15 protein-coding genes are annotated in these 18,724 nt (G+C 42.6%); 4 read left to right on the top strand and 11 right to left on the bottom strand.

The annotated features are described in order from the left end of the window. Positions 1–168 precede the first annotated feature (168 nt). The 4 genes from HAT2_RS03495 to HAT2_RS03475 all read left to right on the top strand — a co-directional run bounded on the left by HAT2_RS03495 (position 169) and on the right by HAT2_RS03475 (position 8,285). Entirely contained in the window at positions 169–2,112 is a 1,944-nt protein-coding gene (locus tag HAT2_RS03495) for a hypothetical protein (RefSeq protein WP_114544624.1), read from the top strand. Between the two features lie 536 nt (positions 2,113–2,648). After that, positions 2,649–4,466, top strand: coding sequence for a hypothetical protein (locus tag HAT2_RS03485; protein ID WP_114544622.1), 1,818 nt, complete (start codon positions 2,649–2,651; stop codon positions 4,464–4,466). A 6-nt stretch (positions 4,467–4,472) separates the two neighbouring features. Then, positions 4,473–6,296: a hypothetical protein gene (locus HAT2_RS03480; RefSeq protein WP_114544621.1), complete on the top strand. Its 1,824-nt coding sequence runs from the start codon at positions 4,473–4,475 to the stop codon at positions 6,294–6,296. A 237-nt stretch (positions 6,297–6,533) separates the two neighbouring features. Next, on the top strand, positions 6,534–8,285 hold the full coding sequence (locus HAT2_RS03475; protein WP_220253889.1) for a hypothetical protein: 1,752 nt from the start codon (positions 6,534–6,536) through the stop codon (positions 8,283–8,285). 28 nt (positions 8,286–8,313) lie between these two features. Here HAT2_RS03475 and HAT2_RS03470 read toward each other — a convergent pair whose 3' ends face one another. The 11 genes from HAT2_RS03470 to HAT2_RS03420 all read right to left on the bottom strand — a co-directional run bounded on the left by HAT2_RS03470 (position 8,314) and on the right by HAT2_RS03420 (position 18,665). Then, positions 8,314–8,901: a hypothetical protein gene (locus HAT2_RS03470; protein WP_114544619.1), complete on the bottom strand. Its 588-nt coding sequence runs from the start codon at positions 8,899–8,901 to the stop codon at positions 8,314–8,316. A 115-nt stretch (positions 8,902–9,016) separates the two neighbouring features. After that, positions 9,017–9,577, bottom strand: a complete 561-nt coding sequence (locus HAT2_RS03465; protein WP_114544618.1) for a hypothetical protein — start codon at positions 9,575–9,577, stop codon at positions 9,017–9,019. Further along, complete coding sequence (gene proS, locus HAT2_RS03460; RefSeq protein WP_114544625.1) at positions 9,574–11,058, bottom strand: proline--tRNA ligase; 1,485 nt, start codon at positions 11,056–11,058, stop codon at positions 9,574–9,576. The genes HAT2_RS03465 and proS overlap by 4 nt, the downstream gene beginning before the upstream one ends. Before the next feature lie 74 nt (positions 11,059–11,132). Then, on the bottom strand, positions 11,133–11,861 hold the full coding sequence (locus HAT2_RS03455; protein WP_114544617.1) for a TrmH family RNA methyltransferase: 729 nt from the start codon (positions 11,859–11,861) through the stop codon (positions 11,133–11,135). A 118-nt stretch (positions 11,862–11,979) separates the two neighbouring features. Next, complete coding sequence (locus HAT2_RS03450) at positions 11,980–13,317, bottom strand: hypothetical protein (protein ID WP_114544616.1); 1,338 nt, start codon at positions 13,315–13,317, stop codon at positions 11,980–11,982. A gap of 153 nt (positions 13,318–13,470) precedes the next feature. Beyond that, a complete protein-coding gene (locus HAT2_RS03445) occupies positions 13,471–14,382 on the bottom strand; it encodes a hypothetical protein (RefSeq protein WP_147267520.1) in 912 nt (303 codons plus the stop codon). 39 nt (positions 14,383–14,421) lie between these two features. Continuing rightward, positions 14,422–15,300 carry a hypothetical protein gene (locus HAT2_RS03440; RefSeq protein ID WP_114544614.1) on the bottom strand — a complete coding sequence of 293 codons (879 nt, stop codon included), beginning with the start codon at positions 15,298–15,300 and terminating at the stop codon, positions 14,422–14,424. A gap of 11 nt (positions 15,301–15,311) precedes the next feature. Beyond that, positions 15,312–16,241 (bottom strand): hypothetical protein, encoded by a 930-nt coding sequence (locus tag HAT2_RS03435; protein ID WP_114544613.1) that lies wholly within the window; start codon positions 16,239–16,241, stop codon positions 15,312–15,314. Positions 16,242–16,323: 82 nt separating this feature from the next. Next, positions 16,324–17,007 carry a hypothetical protein gene (locus HAT2_RS03430; RefSeq protein WP_114544612.1) on the bottom strand — a complete coding sequence of 228 codons (684 nt, stop codon included), beginning with the start codon at positions 17,005–17,007 and terminating at the stop codon, positions 16,324–16,326. 43 nt (positions 17,008–17,050) lie between these two features. Further along, positions 17,051–17,929, bottom strand: coding sequence for a hypothetical protein (locus tag HAT2_RS03425; protein ID WP_181860363.1), 879 nt, complete (start codon positions 17,927–17,929; stop codon positions 17,051–17,053). Position 17,930: 1 nt separating this feature from the next. Then, a complete protein-coding gene (locus HAT2_RS03420; protein ID WP_147267519.1) occupies positions 17,931–18,665 on the bottom strand; it encodes a hypothetical protein in 735 nt (244 codons plus the stop codon). Positions 18,666–18,724: the final 59 nt, after the last annotated feature.

The raw sequence follows: 18,724 nt of genomic DNA, 5'->3' as shown, positions 1-18,724 counted from the left end.
AGCAAGTAGGATTGCTTATTATTTTCTCTTCATTTTCAATGATTTAAAACCCAAGGGTCTCCAGGGAAAAACATGAAATTTTGACCTTTCAGGCGAATAAGTCTTTTATTACAATATTCTTCACACGACTAGTTGTTTTTCTTCATCCTATTACAGGCTTTCCGTAACGTGTCCACGTCCGTCCCTCCGCTGCTCGGATCTACGCATTTGTTTTTTCCTTGTTTCTCCATTTCTGAGGGAAATTACATTTCAGATGATTTTTCTTCTACTATTAAGAAGATACTTCGAGTTTTGTTCCTGCAGCATCAGCGTCGTCGTGAAGCAGGCAGTATTCCTTTGAGTGAGTCGGGGAGGGAAATCTTTCGTTTAAGCGAAAGCTTTTCTCAATTGGATGATGTCATGCAACAAGACTGCATTCCCTTTGCCCTCTCTTTGCCGATCAGTTCATTATTAGATCTCATTGAAGACTTTTTGAGGTTCTTTATCTGTTTAGGTGATGCTCCTGAGGCTAGGGAGGCGTACCAACAGTTTTTTCATTCTTGTGAGCTGTTGAATATAAGTGGCAATCTTTTGTGTTTTCAGTCTTATATAAGGAGCACCCTAAATAGGGATTTTGCAGATGCTTTTAATTTGCTTTCCGCCAATGGTATTGGTTTCTTAAAAGATCCTTTTTGGGTCTGCGAAAAGGAGCTACTCGATTTTGTATGTAATAATATTCCACAATCTACGTCTCGAGTTTTTCGAGAACGACTAGTTTCAAATAGCCTTATAAGTTATATCCCTCCAGCGAATCCACATTCCTTGACCTTTATTGATGCAGTTGTACTTGCCTTTTACGCTTCTTTGCATGATCTTTTCCTAGAAGCAGGTAGTGTTTTTCATCAAAATATTGACTTGTGCACACAAATTTCTTTTCGTTTTATTGAGTTCTTGTCTTCTCGTCTAAAGTTTTTGTCTCATCCTTGTTTGATCACCAATCTAGTTTGGGAGCAATTTAGGTTTTCTGGTCTACTTATTGATACTTTTTCGGAAAATTGGTCGATTTATAGGCGCAGGGCATGGTTTGCTCATCAGTCGATTCACATGTGTAATCCGAAAGTAGAATGGCATTTTCGTTTCTATAGAAAATCAGAAGTCTCTGCTCTTGAATTATGTCAACTATTTCTTGAAGCTTACACTCTTGATGGTCGCAATGTAGATTTTAATTGGCCTCTAAGGCCTACTTCAGAGATCTCTGACCAGGCACGGCCTTTATTTTCTCGAACATTTTCAGCTTGGCTTAACCTTTGTCATGCGAAAGTGATTCCTTACGTTCAGGCACACAGTGACTCATTTGCGTTACTGTGCCGACCTAGCTTAGGATACTCTCTTCAAGACTATGCTGCTATTGCTGTACTGAATTCGAAGAGGACTCTGGCTGACTATCAGTACCTCTCCGTATGGGACATGATTTTGCCAACTTCATGCGAGATGTCTAATGTGGTCTCTTTTGCGCACGCACAAGTTTGTTTTTCTAAGTTTTGTCCTTCAGAGAATATCGATGTTTGGATCAAAAGAAGATTAAGAAAAATGCAGTCTCTTTTCCCGCTAAGCTCTTCTGCTCACTTGGAACTCTTAGAAGACATTTTGAAGTTAGATGAACCAAACCTGGCTGAAGACTGGTGGGTTCTCCATGTACTACGTGGTCTAGACTCTTTTCGTTCAGGACATGAGAGCCTTCTTAAAAAGGATCTCTCCTCCTTAAGAGAGGATGTTATCTCTGTCCTTCGTTTATTGCCTTTTTATGAGACATCTTTACCTTCTTTTTGCCAGATGCAAATAACAATCCATTTCTTGATCAAATTTTTGAAGGTGAAAAAGGGGAATAGGAAAATGTTGCACTCCTGGCTAAGATGTATTTTTCTACTAAGTGCAAATGAAGAGATTCGATCTACACCTGACCCTTCCTGGTGGGCACATCTGATGGATCTGTTATTTTTTCAATCTTTAGACAAGCTTTTGCAAATTCAGAGATCCGTTATAAGGGTAAGAGAAGGCCCTTCTACCTCAAGTGAAGGTATGGAAGAGCAATTGCCTAAGAAGAGAAAGCGAGAAGAAGAAGGAGGCTCTTAAGATCTGGATAACAAGATGTTTTGGCCGTTTCTAGTTGCATGGTTTTACTGTTTACATTTGAGTCTGTATATTTCCTTACTTTATAACCTCTTCGAAGACCAAACCTCTGTTTGGGGAAATAAAAATGGATCGGTTAACTGTTGGGATATAGTTTTATCCTCTTTCATGGAGACGTCTGGGTCTACACGAGCAACCTCTCTTGCTTACGCTCAAGTTTCAAGCTGCCCTTCTGGCTTTTCTGATTTGTGGACAAAGCCATTACAAGATAGGATATCTCCCCAGAAGGCTATCTCGTCCCTTTGAGCCTCTTTATTGCTTTGTGTAAGAATTCTTTGATCTCTTGTTGACAAATGAGAATGACAGCAAGTCTTTCTAAGTACTGGTGAAATTATGAGAAAGAGCGCAGAGTCCGATTGATAGAACTATTGGCTAGATACCATGTTTTTTGAGGCCTGAAGGGAAAGTATACCTCTGTTTCCAATGACTATTGATGTGTAATCATTTGATTTTATTGGTTTCTCTCGGGATCGTTTAAAGTGTCCATTTCTCCTTTACTTGGATCGACCAATTTATACTTTCCCTATTTTCCATCTTCTTCTGCCCATCGAGATTTACACGACTTTTCTTCTACTATTAAAAAGGTGCTTTTTATTCTGTCCAGACAACATCACCTTCGCCATGAGAGGGGCAGTATTCCTTTGACAACTGCAGGGAGAGAGATTAGTCGTTTAAATGACTGTCTTCTGCATATGTATGCATTCGATCAACAGGGAGAACACATTCCCTTTACGCTCCCTTTGCCTCTTGCTCCTCTCTTAGAAGTGCTTGAAGACTTGTTAAAAACATTGATCTGTTCAGAAGGATCTCCAGAATTCACTGCTACGTATCAGCAATTTTTTCGTCGATGTGGACTCTTGAACATAAGTGGAGAGATGTTATTCTTTCATTCTTATATGAGAAGTTCTTTAAATAGCGACTGCTTGACAAACTTGTTTTCTATTACTGGTATTTCTTTTGTAGGAGACCCTTTTTGGATTTGTGAACAAGACATGTTTGCTTTTGTGTGCAAAGACCTTCCTTTTTCAGCTTCTCGTTCTTTCCAAGAGCGTTTCCTCTCCAGAAAACCTATATCCTCTCGTCCTCCTCGAGCTCCACACTCTTTGAATTTCATCAATGGGGCCATATTTGTTTTTGGCCTCTCCTTGAGAGAACTATTCTTATTAGACAACAATCTTTTTTACCAAAATGTTGATTTAACTCAAGAGTTAGCATGTCGTTTCATTGACTTTTTGAGTTCCCGTTTAAAGTTTTTATCTCATCCTTGTTTGATAAAAAACCTTGTTTGGGAACTCTTCAAGTTTTCTGGTCTTTTTATAGAAATTTTTTCGATTCGGCATGCCAATCCGGCAACAGAACACCCAGTAATTTATAATCGTAGAATGTGGCTCTCGAACCAATCAATTCACATTCCTGTTTCTAGTGTTGAATGGCATTTATCCTTTTATAAGAGAGCTTCAATATCAGAGATTGAGCTATGCGAACTCTTTCTCATGGCTTACACGGACGAGGGTCGTTCTCCAAATTTTGACTGGCCATTGGCTCCTGTTTCATCGATTTCTGAAAGGTTCAGGCCTATCTTTTCTCCAATCTTTTCGTATTGGCTTGATCTTTGTCGTGCGAGAATCGCTCCTTATGTTCAAGCCCATACTAGCTTTTCTGTGTCCTTATCTCGCCCTTTGGCTTGTTCTCTTGAACAGTGTGCCGCTGTTGCTGTACTAGAGTCGAGTCAAGAGATATGTGATTATCAGTATGTTGCTGTATGTGAGTTGGCCTTACAAGCCTCGAAAGATCAGTCCGTATCTTTTGCGTATGCACAGACCGTTTTCCTTAAGTTGTGTTCTTCGGAACGTCCAATCCTTTGGATTAAAAATAGGTTGCGCAAGTTACAATTGTCTGCGCCAGTGGGGGGAATGGCTCTTGTACAACACTCTTGTTTTGCAAGTAGGATGACGTCTCTACGAGAAGACTTTATGTTTGTCCTTCGGTTATTGCCTTTTTGTGAGACATCTTTACTCTCTTTTTGCCAAATGCAGCTTATGATCAAGCTCTTTTTCAAGTATCTCAAAACAAGAAAAGGAAATAGGCAAACGATGTCCTCTTGGTTATCAGGTATTTTTCTATTAAGTTCGAACGAAAACATACGTGTGACTGCTCAGCACAGTTGTTGGAGCTACTGGCTTGATCTGCTCTTTTCGCATTTCTTAAGTGCCTCTTTAGAGGAAGAACCTGTTGCGTCTTCCACTCAGAATAGGGAAGAATGGTTATCTAGAAAGAGAAAACGGGAAGAGGATTAGACTTCCTTGTTGCCCCTCATCGGTTCCAAATGTTTATATCTTCCCTACTCTGGGCCTTTTTCAAGACAGCAGCAGACCATTGGCTTAGAGCATAGATTTCCTCGGTTTTTTCATCATTTGTTTCAGGTTTTAGCTAAACATGGACAAGTCGGAACTATTCCGCTCACTCGAGCAGAAAGAGAGATTTTTCCTTTAGTTGGGGCTTTTGAGCTCATTGATTCATATTCGGTTTGGGATGTTCCTCTAGCTTTGCCCATTCCTCTAGCAGGTCTCCTTGGCTGTTGTGACACTTTTAACAGAGTTCACGCTTATATAAGAGGCAGTCCAGAGTCTGTTCCTGCTGTTCAAGAATTTTTCTTAGGCCAATGTCAATTGGGTCGTTTACGACAAGAGGCTCTTTGGGTGATGCAGTCTTATCTCAGGCATCTATTGAATGGGGGATCTGTAGAGGCAGAACGAGCTCTTGCTGCATATAGCTTTTCTCAAGACCCTTTTTGGATTAGTGAAGAGTCCGTCTTGGAGAAAGTTTCTCATGATCTTTCTCCATTAGAGCGACACGCTTTTCGTGAGATGTTTACCTCAAATTATACTCCTTGTTGGAGAGGAAGGGCGCTCCAACATCGTTCACAATTTCTTGATCTTCTGGTGGGGACCTTTTACACTTCTGTCCGTGGGCTCTTTTTAGGAGAAGTTGGACCCTTTTCGCAAGATATTCCACGATGCACTGCTTTAGTGAGAAGTTTTATCGATCTACTATGTGCTCGTTTAGAGATTTTTTCCTCCCCTTGTTTAATCTCTTGTTTTGTTTCGGAGTGCTTTAACCTCTCTGGACTGATGGTAGAATCTTTTTCCTCTAGAGAGGGCAACATCGGTATAGAGGAGCTGATGTATCAGTATACTTGTTGGGATGGCAACCAGTCGATCCATAGGGCCTCTGCATCCGTAGAATGGCATTTCTGGTTCCAGAGAGGTCAATACTTATCAGAAATCGAACTTTGTGAGGCGTTTCTTACGGCGTATGGTCCTGAAGGAAGGGTTAGGAGTTTCGAGTGGCCTAGAAGACCTATCTCTCAGGTAGCCCCTCTTCTTCCTTTGTTTAAGAGCTTGTTTTCTATTTGGCTTGACTTTTGCCACAGCAAAATCTTGCCCTATGTTTGTGCCTACCGAAGACAATTTTCTACTCCTCCTTCTCTTAGGTATTGTTCTGTTCTTGCCCTCCTGCAAGAAGGCAAGAGAGATCGTGTTGCATTGGAAATCATATTGAATCAGTCAGAAGGAGACCTTGAAAAGGAGGTAGGAGCTTTTGCTTTTTCACAATGGCTTTTTCCTAAGCTTTGCCCATCAGAACGATATAAAGGGAAGGTTTTGTCTCTTCTATCCGAATTAGATTCTTCTTTTCCGGAAGGTGGAGCAATCCTTTCCATGTCTCCCTCAGAAGAGATGGTGAAGAGCTGGATAAGTTTAAGGCTGTGTGGTTTGACAGACTTTCAACTTGGGTCACGTGAGAGCCTTGTACGAGTCGTAAAACATGGACGACACCATTTTATCCAGTTTCTGAAAGGACTTCCTTTCTGCGAAGAATCTTTAGTTTCTTTTCATAGCATGACATGGATGACCAAAATGTTTCTTAAACTACTGCTTAGTTCACGTTTTAGTTTAGTCGAGTTGTTGGATTGTCTTAAGCTCATTCTTGCAGTGTCCCGAATCAGGCACTCTCCTGGTTGGCATGAGCCATCAAGCTGGCATGTTAAGATAAGCCTGCTCTTTTGTCTTCCTCTTCGCTTGATTCTTGAGGCTCAAAGAGAACATCAAGCTATCCATAGACGTTGACGGTATTCAGCTCAAGCATGCAGATGCTTCTTTCCAATAGAAAAAAACCAGTAGATGGATTTGAATGGATTTTGTAGATTCAGATTTTGCCCCTATCATAGTCCCAAGAAGAGTAGTACGTCTTAGCTTGATCTAAAGATCAAGGTCCCCTTGTTTTCTTCTATCCATTCTAGATATCTATATTTGCCTTATTCAAGGTCTCTTGAACAGCGTCAAGCCCCTATTTTAAGGGGAAGATTGTCTTTGTTCTTTTGTAATCTGTTTCAGGTTTTAGCTGCGCAGGCCAACTCATCTGCATGGATAGGACGTATCCCATTAGCTCACTCTGCTAAAGAGATTGTCCTTTTGAAGGGCGCCTTTGCAGTTGTTCATTCCCATTTGGAACAAGAACTTCCTCTTTTCCTGCCCATTTCTATAGCAGATCTTCTTGTCTGTTGTGATACTCTAAGCAGGGTGTATGCCTGTTTAAGGGGCTCTTTAGAGGCTGTACCTTATGTTCAGGAATTCTTTTTTGTACATTGTTGCTTAGGTGAAGTAGAAGAGGAGTCCCTTTTAAGCGTACCATCTTATCTCAGGCATTTATTAAATGATGGACCTGTAGAGGCAAGTCGAGGTCTTCCAGCTTTCAGTTTTTCTCGGGACCCTTTTTGGATCGAAGAAGCTGATTTTTTGAGGAGGATATGTTGTGGTCTTTCTTCGTTAGAAGAAAGATTCTTTTGTGAAATCTTTGCTTCCAATTGTGCCCCTTATGCTACGACGCACCGGTCCCAGTTCATCGATTCGATCGTTTGTATTTTTTGTCTATCTGTTCGGCAGCTCTTTTTAGAAGAGGGCGGTCCATTTTTCCAAGATATTCCACGATGTGCCTTATTGTGCGAGAACTTTGTAGAGGTGCTTCGGTCTGTTTTAGCTATTTTTTCTGAGCCGTGTTTAATCTCTTGCTTTCTGTCAGAAAGCTTTAATATTTCTGGATTAATGATCGGATGTTTTTCCTACCGAGATGACGACAGAAGATGGGAGGATTTAGTTCTACAACATACATGTTGGGAAGGGGATCAATCGATCACGAGATCCTTTGCTTCTGTAGAATCAGGTTTTCGGTTTCAAGAAGGGCAGTACTTGTCAGAGATTGCCCTTTGTCAAGCGTTTCTTTTGGCTTACGGACCTGAAGGAAGATTGATGAATTTTAAATGGCCCGTAAGGCCTACCTCTGTTCTTGTTGATCTTCGTGCCTTATTTAGAAGGCTCTTTTCTATTTGGCTTAATTTTTGTCACAGCATAGTTTTACCCTATACCCTTGCTCATCAAGGAGTCTTTTTTTCGCCTCTTTCTCTTAGAGAGAATGCTGCTTTTGCCTTACTCAAAGCAGGTGAAAATGATCACTCCACATTAGAAGTGATCCTGAATCAGTCAAGAAAAGCTCTTAGCAATCAGACGGGTTCTTTTGTTTTTTTACAATCACTGTTTCCCAGATTCTGCTCTTCAGAGTTTTGCAGAAGACAAGTGTTGAACCATCTCTCTCATTTGGAGGCAACTTTTTGGGAAGAAGAAGTCATCCTACTTGATAGGCCTCTATCAGCAGAAACTTTGAAAACATGGATTTCTGCAAGAATGTGCCATTTAAAAGATTTCTCTGTTGGATCCCGTTCTGATCTGACACAGGTCATAAGATGTGGGCGATCTCACTTGATTAAAGTTCTAAAATTACTGCCTTTTTGCGAAAAATCTTTGGCTTCTTTTTATCGTATGGAATGGATGGTCAAACTTTTTCTGAAAGTGTTACACCATTCACGTTTTGATTTATCAATCTTATTGATTGGTCTGAATCTTATTCTTGAAGCATCTGCCCTTAGACATTCTCGTCTGGTCTCTTCAGAGTTTCGCACTAAGGTGAGTCTGCTTTTTTGTCTCCCCTTACGCCTTATTTTGGAGGCTCAAAAAGAGTATCAGGTGGCCATGCAACGCTCTAGAAGACACCGGTTGACTTAGAGATGAAAATAAATCCTCATGCTGTGACTTATCCGAAAAAAAGGAGAGGGTTTGCGAGGAACCATTTGTTCGTGACGAGCATGACATCAGTCATGGCACGAACCATGGAATATAGAGGAGAGTGATAAAGCTTTGAGGTCGGTGCTAGAACCACTTTCCAGGAGAAGACAAGTAGGCTCAAGATCCCCATTAAACAGGCTGTGATGAGACTAAAAAGCTGTAAATCGATACAACAGTGGATTAGACAAGTCCCCAAAGCTTGCGTACCCAAAAAGGCAAAGGGTAACAGGAAAGCAAAGGCAAGACAAATACGGAGAAAAGTCGTTGCGGAATGAGTCAACTTGTTAACAGTTCTTGCTAGTTTGCTTCTTTCAGAATGGAGGCTTTTTCCACTAAGCTGCGCTAGAAGGGAACAAGAATGGATAGCCAAGCTTAGTGTTGCACAAGATACGGTAAACTTACAGAGAAGTGCACAAGCAAGAGAGGTTGTTTTTGCTGCCGCTATGGAAAAGGCTCGGGCCGCAAGGAAGGAACTTGTGATATCGGCTCCTGTCTCAAGAACCTTGGACAGTTTCTTCCTAAATGAGAGAGAAGAGCGATCTATTGGAGAGGTCATATTCTTTAGTTTGTTGTTGGATCTCGGACTTAATTATACAAAAAAATCTCTTCTTTTTAAATAAAAGTCTTGCACACCTTCCAAGGTTAAGAATCGTAATAGGCGAGGGGGATATTCACAACGATGAATTTAATACTAAATTTCTTATTTCAATCAGTAAGAGCCGCTCAGACCAAATTTTAGAATGGATTGTTCCAGTAAGAATCCAAATTTTTTTCAGATTTGGATGAGAAAGGTGTCTGAGGCAGTGAATCAAGCCATTCAGATCGTGCAGATGGGATATCAGGAGCAGAAGGGTTTGGCCTCCTTCTTGCTGGGGCACTCCTTTGTAGTACCCCAGATCACGAACAAAAGGGGCACAGAGGGGTTCATCTTTGTGGAAAGGTGCCCAGACATAGTCCGCATGTCTGGTGGGCTCCTGTAGCCATTTTAAGGCCATCCAGGAGGCGAGATGTTCATACGCTGATTGAGAGGAGAGAGACGTGGTGAGAGAACCTCCAGGGCCTTCTAGATCAAAAACAACAAGAAGCCAATCAGGTAGAGAGGGTGTATCTGCTAGAGAAAGCCACTCTCCGCATTCTTTGCAAAACAGAAGTGTTCTTTGCAAAGGAACCTGACAATGTAGACAACGTGGAGGAGCTAGTAGGAAACGGGTCCAATCGATTAGCCGTCTCAATACGCCTTACCTATAAGTGTGCGGGAAGGGAGATCTTTTCCAGAAAAGAGACAGCGTCCCGGATGATCTTCTTCCAGGGGAATACAGCGTGGTGTGACCTGAAGTTCTTCTTTCAGCTGGTCTGCTAGATGATCGGAACAGTAACAGAGAGCCAATCCAGGGTTCTTTTGGGCAAAGAAATCATAGAACTCCGCTTTGGAGGAAATGACTTGAATGTTGGTCCGTGTCCTGTGTTCAGAAGAGGCTAGAATCGTATCTTGCATCTCCTGGAGAAGAGTCGGCGCTTCTTGTAGAAAGGTTTCAAAAGAGACTCCTTTCTTTTGGATCAATCCTACTCTTTCTATCCATCCTATGCTTTTGGTTTCGACTTCTTTGAGACCTATTTCAACAAGGATAGGGACTCCTTTCTTAATCCACTTCCATTTTTTCTCTCCTCCTGTCTCCTCTTTCAGATCGAGCAAGACACGCAAACGTTCTTGATGGAAGATAACTGTCTTCAGACTGTTTTCTAATTTTTGGCAGTAGTCCAAAACTTCCGGGTGCTCCCTATACCGATGCACGGGCATGATGACAATTTGTTTCGGCGCTAGATCTGGAGAGAGGACAAGACCATTGTCATCTCCATGAGACAGGATGCATCCTCCGATCAAGCGTGTAGAAACACCCCAAGAGGTCGTTTGGACGTAGTGTCGTTCTCCAGTTTCGTCAGAGAATTGAATGTTGAAGGAACGGGCAAAAGTGTCTCCAAAGAAATGAGAAGTGCCCATTTGTAAAGCTTTGTTGTCTTGCATGAGTGCTTCAATGCAATAGGTCTGCTGAGCCCCTGGAAACTTTTCTGACTCTGTTTTCATCCCTTTAATAGGGTGAATGGCAAGGGAAGAACGAATGAAATGTTCGTAAACGTCGAGCATTTTCCTTGTCTCACTCTTGGCTTCTTCTGCTGTTGCATGAGCTGTATGTCCCTCTTGCCAGAGGAACTCAGAAGTGCGTAAAAAGGGCCTTGTTCGCATTTCCCATCGGACGACATTAGCCCATTGATTGATCAGAAGAGGAAGGTCTCGATGAGAATGTATCCATTTTGAAAACATCTCACCGATCATGGTTTCAGAAGTGGGGCGGACAATGAGAGGCTCTGCTAAAGGGCTTCCAGGAATGAATTTGCCGTCTGCAGATGGTTCGAGTCGACGATGTGTGACAACCGCACACTCTTTGGCAAATCCAGAAATGTGATCGGCTTCTTTATCGAAAAAATGTAAGGGCACAAACAGAGGAAAGTAAGCATTTTCATGGCCTGTTTCCTTAATGGTACGGTCTAAGATGGCTTGAATACGTTCCCAAATGGCAAATCCCCAAGGTCGAATAACCATACAACCTTTGACCGAAGAATGATCTGCTAACTCTGCTTCTCTAATAATAGAATGAAACCATTCACTAAAGTTTTCTTCTCGTGTTGGAGAAAGAGCAGTTTTGGATTTTGACATCGTCTTATCCTTTTCCATTCCACTAACTTTTTCGTCAGTCTGGTGGACGAAGCTAATTTATGCAAGGGGATCCCTTAGCTAAGGGCGTGAAGCAAAAGGGTTGCTGCACAAGCAACATTAAGAGACTCTTCTCGGATCGGAATCCAGATGCCTGGACAGGTGTCAGGCCACTCGGACGAAGGCCCATGGCCTTCGTTTCCCAAAACAAGGACAAAGGGTCTGGGAGGGAGAGGAATCTCTTTCAGAGGCAGTCCTTCTCTTTTTGTGATCCAAATTTGATTCGTAGGGGTGTTTTCCAGAAAAGCTGAGATACAGGTTTTTTGAAGAGGGATCTGGAGTATACCACCTCTTGAAGCTCGGATTACTTTTGATTGATAAGGAGAGCAACAGTCGGACGTATAAAAAATACCGTCCCATTCAAAGGCTAAACAAGACCGAACAATGGCTCCAAAATTACCAGGGTCTTGAATGCCGTCTAAAAAAAGAAAACGTCCTGAACAGGGCATTTTCAATTTCCGTATTCTTCCTATTGCACATATTCCTTGGAAGTGCTGGAGATCGCATACGGTTTGAAGGAGCTGTGGAGTAAGGAGATAGAGCTCAGGGTGGTGCAAAGCATATTTTTCTGCCCATACGTGTAACGTCTCGTGACAGGTACTGAGAAGGATTTTGGGAATAAAAGAGTCACGATTCTCCTCAAGAAGATCTTCTCCTGGCAAAAGCAGGAAATGAGAGCTCTTTTTCTTGAGTTGCTCTTTCCATGTTTTTATTTTGGAATTTCTACGGTTGGAGAGTTGTTCCATAGGTCAAAGACGGATATTTCTGGGTCAATACCTAAAATAAAGATAGAGGAACAGGAACCTGTCGCCAGCAGTTTAAAGGAAATACTCTTTCTTCTGCAGATCTGAAACCCGATGCCATTTAACTCTCAGGAGAGACAAGTGGATAGAGGCTTGGGGAGTCTAATACAGCTTGGTAGGAGGGAGGGTCATAGGCTCGTGTCCAAGGGCTCCTGGGATCAGGGAGGTCATCATCGGGTTCTTCCTCTTCCAGAAGAGCAGGTGCCGGTCGGACAAAAGCTACTGGAGAGTTCTCTCTTGGCCCACGGAGTTCTTCTAGCCGTTTTTCAAGCAATTGGATGAGCTTGGCTTTTTCAGCCAATTTGGTGTGCACGAGAACAAGGAGTAGAAAGTCCTTAGAGAGCTGGCATAGTGTGCTTCCACATTTTTTGCAGCATGTACAGAGACAAGAAGGAAGTCTTTTCAGAGTAACTGTAATGAGTTTACATAGGGAGAGAACAAAGAGGATATGGCAAGAAATAGCATGTAATGTCGCCTCAAAGGGCTGGACAAGAACAATTTCGTAGAAGCACTGTACTATTTTTTGAAGGACAGAAGTTTGGTTTTGTGACAGCTTGTTCTGTATCCGGTTTAGGAAAAGCTTAACAAAGTTAACTAAGCTACTTAGACACAAGATATGTAAAGCAAGAGTGGAAAGGTTTGTAGTAAACAAATCTGCAGTTCCAAACACAGAAAAATGTAAGAGCAAACAGGAGACGCTTAGCCCAAAAGAAAATTCTCGGTACTTCCATTCATTGTCGATGCTTTCAGAGATCACAGATAGCCCACAAAAGGAGGTCAAAATAAAAAGTTTAGAGAAAAAGTAAATGGTACTTTGTAAAAGTGGGCTGAATCCGTTCGTTACATAGCGCAATAGGCTTTGTATTCCCGTATCCATGGCTCGATGGGATAGGAAAGTTGCGGCAAGGTGCATTCTCTTCTTTGTGATTTCCTCATCCAAAATTTGCCAAGAAGAGGAAACAATAGAACGACAAGTGACGAGGAACCCATTGTTTCTTAAATCCGCAATGAAATTGAGGAGCGCCTCTCCAAAGGCAAGGTAAGAGAGCCAGCGTATTACTTTGTTTTCAAATAAGACACGAGATCCGAACAAAATAGAATGCAAATATAAGAAGAGAGCAGCTAGAGGCAGAGACTTCAATGGAGAAGCCGAAAGCATGAAGTGGTTTCTTTCGTAAACCAAAGCGATAGGGAGCCCTGTACATACTAGAGCAAGGATTCCACGTCCTAGGAGAGGATAGTCCCTTATTTCGTATCTTAAGCAATAGCCCATCAGGGAGAACATGATGCGTTCTAAGAGAACAGTAGAAAAGAGTGAGAGCGCGTACCCTTGTCGTACTTGGCTACAGGCAAAGTTGTAAATGCGGTGACCGATTTGACAAGGCGCTACAAATAGCATGCCTTTTCTCCTTTTGGCTTTATACTCTTGAAAGAGATGTCACTATTATATTAAATAATTTTTATTAATACATAGGCCTTTATCATCTCCTGACACCTAAAAAAAACACGCTCTTAAAAAGAGCGTGTTTCTAGTTACAAGTTTGTACAACGACTATTCTAACTGGTCTAGGAGTCCTTCTACGGGAGTTCCGCCTAAAGGAGTCACTGGGTTTTGTCCCAGGAAAAAGAGGCCAAGGCTATTCTTGCCATCTGTGTCTAATCGGGTCGATCTGCCTTCTGTTAGATTTCTCATGTTTTCTAGCGCGCCTCCTCCTGCGACTCGAACACGATGCAACCACCTTTCAAGACCAGAGGGGGCGTTTCTCTGTCCCTGTCCTTGAATTTTTGCTAGGATCGCCTTGGCCAGTTGAGGCATTCCTTTGCAAGTTGATACGCAAATTTGTTTTAAGGATGATCCAATTTGGCTCAAGCCTGAAGGTGTATCTGCATCCACTTCTGCTCTTTGCCCTCTCCACTCTTCCAAAAGGACGGAGAAGTTCATGACTGTCCCCATAAGTGTCATCATGGCGGAAAGAAGAAAGATGGCCTTTACAGTAATGGAAGTCGTAGCAAAGAGAGCAGGAAGAGCTGTAATCAACAGAATCAAAGAAAGAACGGCTCGAGTCACTGTCATGTGCATAGACCGCATGGTTGTCTGACCACCTGCAAGAGGTAATGTCGCATTTCGAGCAAGAAGAGTGGAAACAAGGAAAAGCGTTCCCAAAATAGCTACTCCAATGGTGTTCAGGCAGAGCAGCGATCTCATGATCATACTGGAAGAACCAAGAAGACCTGATGTAGCTGAAGCAATAGCACTGGACGAAACAATATGGACCGTTCGTGTCACGAGGGGAATGCTGCCTAGCATGCTTAAATTAACAAGTGCTGTTCCTAAGAACTTGGCGTGATTAGGTGCGCTGCTAAGACAATGACGTGCAGTACGACAAAGTCTAGTGCAGAGACCATCTCTGGCACTTGGATTTAGGTTAACGGATGAAGAAGAGGTGGAAGGTGGAATGGACATACTTTGGTCTGTTTTGAAAAAGCGAAGGTATAGTTTTAATTAAGCTGCTGGAGCTGAAGTGCGAGTCATATATCGCCTCAAAATCAAGCGTTCGATTTCGGCCGCAGTAGGTTGTCGTGCGTTGTTGTGTCGTCCTCTGTCTTCGTTTCTGACAGGAGGCTGTGTGGGTCGCTGTCGTGGCGGTATGATGTTAAGTTCTTCTGCAAGCTGTTGCAATTCTTCTCCTTCTATGAGACGGAAGTGAAGCCGAAAAAGGAGCCAAAGTTTGCCAATTAGGCCCTTCCTCCCAAGGAAGGTAGCTGTAAACTTTTTTAGTAAAGAAGGGATAAAGTTCATGAAGATTCGAATATGAGAAGAATAGTTGGCAATCATTTTTCGGATAAGACTCTTAACATCCTTGGACCTAGGAGCAACGCCTCTTAGAGGAGTGGCAGGTGGGCAAACGAGTTGTTTGATGATAGCAATCGAATGCAGAACGAGTTCTAAACTAGCTCCGAAGAGAAGATAGGAGCTTAGTATTTGCTCTTCTGCGGGCAAGAGTAAGACATGCATCAGAAGGCAAACCAATCCAATGAAAAATTGGATCCCCCTCTGTTGTAGAGAAGGTGGGTTGTCGTTTTCTCCTTCAGAGAGAGCTGAGTTCTGTACAGCGATAGAGGCTAACAAAGAAAGGTTGGAGAGAAGAGTCAGGATGGCTTTGAAAGCGACTGCCATGTAGTAGCCAACAGGTGATCGTAATGCCATCCTAGAGATAAGGTGGCTAGATAGAGGCGAAATCACACCTTTGTTCAGAGCTTGGTGGGCAATGATGGAAGACGCTATGGCAAGAGGACTTAATTGTAAGGTGATCCGATCCAGTTTATTCCAACAAGAGGAAACACAGCGTTGTATTGTAGTACGGTAGGTTGGATTTGACATGGTATTTTACTCTATGGACTAAAGCTTTCGAAAAGAGCTTCGGCTTGTGTTTTGCCTAATGGAGTTATGGGGTTCTGACCCAAAATAAAGAACTTAAAGGGATGAAGGTTTCGTGCCTGGAGTCTTTCGCCTCTTCCTCGTAGAAATCCAAGGATGCTGTCCCAAGTATCTCCAACAGTTTGAGCGAATGTTTGCTTCCATGACTCGGATGTTTGTGCGTGTTCGTCTTTCATTGTTCTGTTTTTGAGGAATTTTGCTAAGGCTTCTCCCGTTTCAGGGATGCTGTAAAGAGTTCTTCTGCACACTCGCAGCACATTGCTTATGGTATGAATGGCTCCGGCCACTACTTCATAATCCAGATGTTGGATCTTTTGAGTTTTGACTTCTTCTAGGAGGGCAACCAGACTAATGGCGGTTCCGAAGAGAGTTAACATGGCAGAAAGGAAGAAGATAGACTGAGCCAAGAGAGAAGAGTGGAGGAAAAGGGCCGGCAGGCTTCCCAATAACAGTAAGAGGGAAAATAAAGCACGAGCTACTGCAATTTGGATAGAATAGGTGGGCTTGCGACCGCCTGCAAGAGGGAGTATGGAATTACGAGCAAGCAAGGCAGAAAGCAGAAAGAGAAGCCCGATAACACCCATCCAAGCTGTGTTAAAATGTAGCAAATATTCTGTGAGCTTGCTTTCTGGTGACAGCATATATGATGCTATGCTTGTTATTAGCCTTTTAGAAGCCAACTGAGCACCTCGAACAATAAGAGGGATGCTCCCCAACATACTGAGGTTAACAGCGACTACTCCTGCATACTTGGTAGATGGCAAGTCTTGTAACAGAAAATGGGTCAGTTTTTTCCTCAAAGAAGTTCGTCTACCCGTAGGCGGACGAACAGAACGATGACTCTCAGGAGGCGCGGGCGTCGTAACAGGGGTCGGATCGGTCATGTTTTAGTCTGTTTCTCACTGAAGAATTGGGGAGGCCTCTCCCACGCTCCATTATACATGATTCTGTAAAAAAATTATTTAATTAGACCGAGGCACCTTCTTGTTCCCTGGGGAATAAGAAGGTGGTTTTTTCAAGGGCTTTGCAAAGGAGGATAAAGGTCCATTTCCAGCCTTTGAGGAAGGAGTACCCTGTTTGAGAGAGGATGTAGCCTAGGATAGATAGCAGAGTGATTAGGCTGGGCATGTGATCTTTGGACTGAGGAGATTCCATTCTGTCCAGAATACAGTGTAGCCCACTATGGATGAGTCCTACGCATAAAAAGAGAAGAGACAAGTTCTGTAGGAAAGAGTCGAGTGGAGCCTTGTGAAAAAGTTCACTCCCTTTGAAGAGAAGGAAGAAGAGGGTGACCAAAGCTATTTGATTTTCGTGATAACCAAAGAGATAAGCTTTATCGTGGGCAAAGAGAAAGGTCTGACAGGCTCCAAAAAAACTGTAAAGAAGAGCAATTTCGATCAAGAGAATCAGTAACCGGCATAGAGGGATAAAGGCCTGAACAGAGGAAAAAATTACAGATATTCCTACGAGGAGTTTCTCAAAGGAGAAATAGCTTTTCGTACAGAACAGACAGGCAGAACCATAAAAACCCACTTTTCTAGCCATTGAGGCCAACCCTGCTGAAGAAGAGACAAGTCGTCCAACACGTCCGATACAGAGAGGATGTGAGGGTATCCTGTTGTTCAGTATGGCGTGCCATTGAGGATCCATCCCTTATCCAAAAACTCTTAAAACGGATTGAGTGAGGATAAGATCACAACATGGCCTCAAAAGTATTGGGACAAGGGATCGCGGTTAACCTTGCTGATACTGTTGTCTTTTTCTTTGAGGGGACTTTCCAGATCAGGATAGAGGCCAAGATTTGTTTTAAAAGGGAAAAATCGAAGGTTTTGGTGAGCATCAGTTTAAGCAAATGTAAGAGGGAAGTCGAGTTGAACAGACAGTGAAGAACATCTAATTTGTTCTCTTTGTGGGTAAAGAAGTGAAGAACAAAAAAGAGAACCATTAAGGCAATGGAGAAGTGGACAAGAGCATGACTTACGGGTGTAGCAAGTAAGTGTAACAAGTGTAAATGAGAGAAAGAACGGATAGAAGATTGACAAGAGGACCAGAGTATTTGGTTGATTTGAGAAAGAAGTGCATAGGCAAACAGGTTAGCCTCGATCAGAGGTGGAAAACGGTGGAAAGTGAGAACATCTCGTGTCAGCTTTGATCTAGGTAAGGTAAGAGCTTGATAAAGTTGAATGAAAACAGAGAAGATAAGGAAAAGACTGAAGAGAATAGTGGATCCCCAAAATGTTTTAGAGGCAAAACTCAATGTTCCTAATGCGAGCAGAGTCCGTTTTGTAGGGACAAACAAGTGTCCCACATAAAGAGCAGTCTGCAGAATTTTAAGGAAAAAGACGGCTTGGAGAAGAGGGGCAAGCAAAAAGAAGGTTCCGGTTTGCATACGGGATAAGTATGGTCTATCTGTTGTTTCTTTTTCTTTGAGGCGTGATTCGAGGTACGTCTTGCTTGCTTGAAAATAAATGAGAGGGAACCTTAGGACTCGCACTGGAATGATGCAATATCCCTTCTTGAGTAGAGAGGTGAATCGGTTGGCTTGACATGGAACCGTTTGCATCGTGTCCATCCTAAAAGCCTGTGAGGGCGACAAAGGAAAGGAGAATTCTTTCCCAAGAGGATTTTTCTTGATTTGTACTCCTCTTCTCATTGGTTATTTTGGTGCACATCTCGTTTAGAAGAAATAAGAGAATGGCGAAAATGAGTTGTGTCACGACTAACAGTTGCCCGCTGAAATGAAAAAGATGAAGATGTGGACACGTCTCATATGGAACAAGAGCTAAAGCGAGGTTAGCTAAAGAGGCCAGAGCACCTATAAAAAGGGCATAAAAGAAAAAGGGAGGGTCAGTGAGGCGCAGATCCTTCCCTTCTCTTTTTTGAAGCAACTCAAGCATGCACTTGACGAGACAGAGTAGAACGCTCATGAGCTTAACAAACAGGAGCATGGTTAAGGCAAGAGCAACTACTTGTGGAAGAGGTGAAAACAATTGAAAAAGCCCAGGTACTAGGCTCTCCAATTCAGCAAGGGCAGGAAACACAAAGAAAGAAGAGGTAACAGTTGCCATGAAGAATTCGAAGAGCATCGACCGATAAAGGACTCTGGAGACTTTGTGGGGGAATTCTTTTTGTTGCTTTCTTGCCCATTTAAGAACTTTTTCTTGATTGCGAAGACGTTGCAGTAAGACCATGACTAATGTCCTCATGCGGGACATGATGGCCTGAATGAAGGAGAGCGACTCGATCAGAAAAGAGGAAGTAGCGGAACAACTAGGGGTGAAGGCTCGTAAGGCTTGATAAACGAACATGGTACAATAAGGTCAGAGCTCACGAAAAGAATATCATATTTTTTTCTTTATATAAAAAG

It is taken from the genome of Candidatus Similichlamydia laticola (assembly GCF_003339615.1).
Classification (GTDB): Bacteria; Chlamydiota; Chlamydiia; order Chlamydiales; family Parilichlamydiaceae; genus Similichlamydia; species Similichlamydia laticola.
The sequence above is the reverse complement of the archived record's forward strand: the minus strand, read 5'-3'. Positions and strand labels throughout refer to the sequence as shown.